Origin of the sequence: Devosia sp. (assembly GCF_030689745.1) — a bacterium.
GTDB lineage: Bacteria > Pseudomonadota > Alphaproteobacteria > Rhizobiales > Devosiaceae > Devosia > Devosia alba.
In genome coordinates this window covers 1-5,112 of record NZ_JAUYGL010000202.1, presented here as the reverse complement: position 1 = coordinate 5,112, position 5,112 = coordinate 1, and the positions used below count along the sequence as shown (strand labels likewise).

Sequence of the window (5,112 nt, the reverse complement as noted above, 5' to 3'; positions counted from 1 at the left end):
ACCACATGGTCTGTCTGGCGCGCTCCGGCCAGGCGGTGTCATATGCCTCGCCGCCGACCTGGTTGTCGGTCATGGCGGCGAGGATCTCGCCGGGGCTGGGCAGCGTGGCGGGATCGATATGCCGGTCCGGGTTCCATAGCTCGCTGCGCACGATGGCGCGGGCGCACTGGAAATAGAGTTCGTCGATTGCCATGACGATGACCGAGCGTGGGGGCTTGCCCGCGACGGCAAAGCTGTCGAGCAAGTTGGGATCGACACTGATATGGGCCCGGCCCTGGGCACGGAAAGTGGTGCCGCTGCCCGGCAGGAGGAACAGAAAGGCGCAGCGCGGATCGCGCACGATATTGCGCAGCGAATCGATGCGGTTGTTGCCGCGCCGGTCGGGCATCATCAGCGTCTGGTCATCATGGATGCGGACAAAGCCGGGCTGATCGCCTCGGGGCGAGCAGTCGATGCCTTCGGGGCCAACCGTGGCCAAGGCGGCAAAGGGACTGGCTTGGACCAGGCGCCGGTATTGCGGCGTCATCTGTCTGGCCACTTTGACGGTCGAGGCGGCGGCCGGAGCCGGCATGTAGAGCGCTTCAAGCTGCGCGATGGACGTGACAATGGTCATGGTAGGTCCCAAGAGGGGGACACGCTTTCGCGTGCATGGTTTCGTCGCTGTGTAACTGATCCTATATTGCGCGCGAATGACAGGGTGACAAAGGAGTAAAGCGATGGATAGCCATGCCTTCAAGGTAACCCGCACGGATGCAGAATGGCGGGCCAGGCTGAGCCCGGAGCAGTATCAGGTGATGCGCCAGCATGGTACGGAGCGACCTGGCAGTTGCGCGCTGCTGCACGAGACGCGCCAGGGCGTGTTTGCCTGTGCTGGCTGCGATACGCCGCTGTTTCAATCGACGCTGAAATTCGAGAGCGGCACCGGCTGGCCGAGCTTTAATGACCCGCTGCCGGGTTCGGTGGAAACCTCCACCGACACCAGCCATGGCATGAGCCGCACGGAATGCCATTGCGCCACCTGCGGCAGCCATCTGGGCCATGTGTTCCCGGACGGTCCGCCGCCAACCGGCCTGCGCTACTGCATCAATGGCGTGGCGCTGAATTTTCTGCCTGCCGAATAGACGAGAGGCCCCGGCGTGATCCGGGGCCTTTTTTCCGTCTCAGGTTCCCCTTGGCTTGGCCCGCGCCGTGGGGCGGGCTTTGGCGGGGTCGTCGGGCCAGGGGTGGCGCGGGTAGCGGCCCTTGAGATCCTTGACCACGTCGGCCCAGGAACCGGACCAGAAGCCGGGCAGGTCGCGGGTGGTCTGGATGGGCCGGTGGGCGGGCGAGAGCAAAACCAGCAGCAGGCGAATGCGGCCATTGGCGATGGTGGGGTGGCGCGTGAGGCCGAAGAGTTCCTGAACGCGGATTTCTATCGCGGGGCCGCCTTCGACAGCATAATCGATGGGCACGGCGTTGCCGGTCGGGGCTATGAAATGGCTGGGCAGCAGGGCCTCGATAGCCTGGCGTCGGGCATAGGGCAGCAGCAGGTCGAGTGCGGTGCGCAGATTTTCGCCATTGATTTCAGAGAGTTTGTTCAGCCCAAACAGGGCGGGGGCGAGCCACTCGTCCACACTTTGTGCCAGGGCCTGAGCGCTCAGGTCGGGCCAGTCCTCGCCCAGCGTGGCGTGGAGGAAACTGGCACGGGCGCGCCAGGCGGCCTGGTCGCGGCTCCAGGGCAGCCCATCAAGACCGCGGCGGGCGGCAGCCTGGGCGAGCAGCCGCGCGGCAGCCTCGGGATCATCGACGGGCACGGGCTCGTCAGCCAGCTTGAGCGCATCAAGCTGGCGGCTGCGGCGGGCGCGGACGCTGGCGGATGCCGGGTCGTAGGTCAGCGTCGTGGTGGCGGTGATGCGGTGGGCGAACAGGGTTTCAAGCTCGGCTCGATCCAACGCGGCGGCGGCGCGAATGCGGCCGGTGGCGGCGGCGCCGGTGATGTCGGTGACGACGAGAAAGGGCTGGCCGGCAAGCGCGTCAGTGGTCTCGAGGCTCGCCTGACGGCCATTGGCGAGGCGGAAGCGGCCCCGAGGGCCCGCGGCCTGGGCGATGCGATCGGGGAAGGCGCGGGCCAGATGGTGGCCGGGCGATTGCGGATTGTCATTGTTGCCGCCAGCGGCCCTGGCCCAGCGCTGCGCGAGGCTTTTGGCATCGGCGGCGCGCTTGCCGGAATCGCGGCGGAAGCGTTCCAGGCGGTGTGCCAGATCGGTGCCGTCGCCACCAAGGCCGCGCTCCCCGATCAGCATGGCGAGCTGGGCGGCGGTCAGGGCGTCGTCCTCGCCAGCAGCGGCGACCACCATATGGGCAAGCCGGGGATGCAGCGGCAGGCGGGCCAGCGCCTTGCCCTCGGGCGTGAGATGGCCGCTGGCGTCGAGCGCATCCAGACGCTGCAGCAGGGCGGTGGCTTCGGCCCAGGCGGGGGCGGGTGGGGGATCAAGGAAAGGCAGTCTGGCCGGGTCGCTGACGCCCCAATTGGCGAGGTCGAGCACCAGATTGGCCAGATCGGCGGCAAGGATTTCGGGGGTGTCGAAGGGCGCCAGCGCCGCGGTCTGGCCTTCGTTCCAGAGGCGAATGCAGATGCCGGGGGCGGTGCGGCCGGCGCGGCCCCGGCGCTGATCGGCGCCAGCGCGGGAGACGCGGCGGGTGTCGAGGGTGGTCAGACCCGTCCCTGGCTCATAGACCGGGATGCGGCGGAAGCCGGAATCGATGACGATGCGGACGCCATCAATGGTCAGCGAGGTTTCGGCAATCGCGGTGGCGAGCACGATCTTGCGGCGGCCGGGTTCGGCGGGGCGGATGGCGCGGTCCTGTTCGGCCGGGGTGAGCTGACCATAAAGCGGCGCAATATCGGTATTGGCCGGCACGCGACCAGTCAGGCGTTCGGCGACGCGGGTGATTTCTCCCTGGCCGGGCAGAAACACCAGTGCCGAGCCGTCATGGTCCCGCAGCGCGGCGAGAATGGCGACGGTGACCTGATCCTCGAGGCGCTGCAGCGGATCAGGCTCGCGGTGGATGGTCTCGACCGGGAAGGCGCGGCCGAGGCTTTCGATGACCGGGGCATTGTTGAGCAATCTGGCGACGCGGGCGCCGTCAATGGTGGCGGACATCACCAGCACGCGCAGATCGGGGCGCAGGGCAGCGGCGTCCAGCGTCAGGGCCAGCCCCAGATCACCATCAAGGCTGCGCTCGTGGAATTCGTCGAACAGGACGGCGGCGGTGCCGGTGAGCTCGGGATCGTCGAGCAGCATGCGGGTGAAGACGCCTTCGGTGACGATTTCGACGCGAGTCCTGGCTGAAACCTTTGTGTCCATGCGGACGCGATAGCCGATGGTCTGGCCGACCTCCTCGCCGAGCAGCCGGGCCATCTGACCAGCTGCGGCGCGGGCGGCGAGGCGACGCGGTTCGAGCATGATGATGCGCTTGTCGCCCAGCCAGGGCGCGTCGAGAAGCGCCAGGGGGACCCGCGTGGTCTTGCCGGCGCCGGGCGGCGCGACCAGCACGGCATAGGGACCAGCCACCAGCGCCGCCTGCAGGGCGGGCAGGGCGTCATCGATGGGCAGGGGCGGCAGTGACAGGCGCATTGCCGGTTCATGGCGGATCGGCGCAGGCAGGGCAAGAGGCCGCGTCCGCTATTCGGCGGCGCCGCGTTCGTCGGTCATGGTATCGGGGCCGTTGGGGTCGCCGGCTGCGGTTTCAGCGTTGAGATCGGGGAAGGCGACGACGCGATTGTTGCGGAAATCGAGCCGCACGACGAGCAGGCCGCGCTCCTCGAACCAGGTGAGCAGGCGGCGGGCACGGCTGGCTGAATGGGTGCCATAGAGCCGGGCCAGGGTAGCGTCGGACGGACAGGGCGCGCCACTGAGGGCGGCCTGGGCCAATACGAGGAACACGCCCTGCACATCGTCAGTGAGGGTTTCGGACAGAATCAGGGCCTGCTGCCAGCCAGCGGACTGGGCGGTTTCGGTGTCGGGGGCAACGCGGGCCACGGCCAACTTGCGCTTAAAGGCCGGCAGGGCCGGCGGTTCGCCGGGCACCCGGCGAATGCGGCAGCGCACCAGAAAATCCTGATACAGGACGGCCACGGTGCGGAAGCTGGCATCGGGATCGCCCAGCAGTTCGGCCATGATGGCGTCGATCTGGCTATTGCGCTCAGCCTCGTCGATCTCGGGGAACAGCGATTGCGGCGCGGCTTCCACTTCGGGGCGGGCGCGCGACAGTTGAGCCAGCAGCTCATTGGTCGAGGGTGGGGCGGGCGGCGGCGGACGGCGCACGATCGGACGGGCAAGCTCCTCGGGCGAAGCGGTAAAGATCAGATCGGCAGCGTCAACGGGCGCCTCGGGCAACGGGGTCAGCTTGGGGCTGGTGGAGCGGGCCTGGGTTTCCACATCGCCAATGGTGACGGGCAGTGGGCGGCGGGAAATGGCGGGGCCCAGCGCAATGAAGTGACCCCGGGCCAGATCGCGAAATTGCTCTGCGGTGCGCTTTTCCATGCCCAAAAGATCGGCGGCGCGGGCCATGTCGATATCGAGGAAGGTACGGCCCATCAGGAAATTGGAGGCTTCGGCGGCGACGTTCTTGGCCAGCTTGGCCAGACGCTGGGTGGCGATAACGCCGGCCAGGCCGCGTTTGCGGCCGCGGCACATCAGATTGGTCATGGCGCCGAGCGAGAGTTTTCTGGCCTCGTCGCTGACTTCACCACCAATAGCGGGGGCAAACAGCTGAGCCTCATCGACGACGACAAGCACGGGATACCAGAAGTCGCGATCAGCATCGAACATGCCGCCCAGAAAGGCCGCGGCAGCGCGCATCTGTTGCTCGACATCGAGCCCTTCAAGATTGAGCACGACGGAGACGCGATGCTGGCGCACCCGGGCGGCGATATTGGTGAGTTCGGCTTCGGTACGGGTGGCGTCAATCACCAGATGGCCAAACTTCTCCGAAAGGGTGGTGAAATCGCCCTCGGGATCGATAATGCATTGCTGCACCCATGGCGCGGATTGTTCAAGCAGACGGCGCAGCAGGTGGGATTTGCCGGAGCCGGAATTGCCCTGGACCAGCAGTCGGGTAGCCAGCAAT

General features: G+C 67.4%; 4 protein-coding genes. 1 reads left to right on the top strand and 3 read right to left on the bottom strand.

Annotated elements, in window-relative coordinates; translation table 11 throughout:
* Nucleotides 1-613, bottom strand: a 613-nt coding sequence (locus Q8O80_RS17855) for a pyridoxamine 5'-phosphate oxidase family protein (RefSeq protein ID WP_305581752.1), incomplete at its 3' end; no start/stop codon positions are given.
* A gap of 103 nt (nt 614-716) precedes the next feature.
* Here Q8O80_RS17855 and msrB point away from each other — a divergent pair.
* Nucleotides 717-1,121: a peptide-methionine (R)-S-oxide reductase MsrB gene (gene msrB / locus Q8O80_RS17850; protein ID WP_305581750.1), complete on the top strand. Its 405-nt coding sequence runs from the start codon at nt 717-719 to the stop codon at nt 1,119-1,121.
* Between the two features lie 39 nt (nt 1,122-1,160).
* Here msrB and hrpB read toward each other — a convergent pair whose 3' ends face one another.
* Together hrpB and Q8O80_RS17840 are read right to left on the bottom strand one after the other, a co-directional pair.
* Nucleotides 1,161-3,617, bottom strand: coding sequence for an ATP-dependent helicase HrpB (gene hrpB, locus Q8O80_RS17845; RefSeq protein ID WP_305581748.1), 2,457 nt, complete (start codon nt 3,615-3,617; stop codon nt 1,161-1,163).
* Between the two features lie 48 nt (nt 3,618-3,665).
* Nucleotides 3,666-5,112 (bottom strand): ATP-binding protein (locus Q8O80_RS17840; protein WP_305581746.1); only part of this gene is annotated, 1,447 nt, incomplete at its 5' end.